This is a genomic window from Tritonibacter sp. SIMBA_163 (genome assembly GCF_046535935.1).
GTDB classification, from domain to species: Bacteria; Pseudomonadota; Alphaproteobacteria; order Rhodobacterales; family Rhodobacteraceae; genus Epibacterium; species Epibacterium scottomollicae.
Genome location: NZ_JAWJBP010000167.1, coordinates 1 through 378, shown reverse-complemented (window position 1 = coordinate 378; position 378 = coordinate 1). Strand labels below are relative to the sequence as shown.

Annotated in this window: 1 protein-coding gene; it reads right to left on the bottom strand. The window is 51.6% G+C overall.

The features are described 5' to 3' along the window. Window positions 1-188 precede the first annotated feature (188 nt). Window positions 189-378 (bottom strand): hypothetical protein (locus R0J92_RS21925; RefSeq protein WP_411053199.1); only part of this gene is annotated, 190 nt, incomplete at its 5' end.

Genomic DNA, 378 nt, shown 5'->3' with positions numbered 1-378 from the left:
CCAGAACCTCGCCCTGCGCCACGTCAAGATCGATATTCTCAAGAACGCGATGCGCACCAAAATGCTTGCTGAGTCCTTCAAGCCGAATGATCTTTGGCGTGGAAGCGGGAGTATGGGCCGTGTCGGTCACCAGTGTCGGTCGCGTTGCGTTCAACTGGCAAACTCCCCATTTTCCTCGTTCATCACGATTATCCCATCATCCCCACGGCTCGCAGATTTCGATTTTCTGCAACAGACGCTGGATCGCTGTGTTCGGCGGCTGGTTGATATTTTATGCCGCCAATGTTCCCTTGGTTAATCACGATAGTTCCCGGCCAACAGATTACAAACGCAAAAAATATCCGGGACCTCATAACCTGAAGTAATGGAGGGAACAAC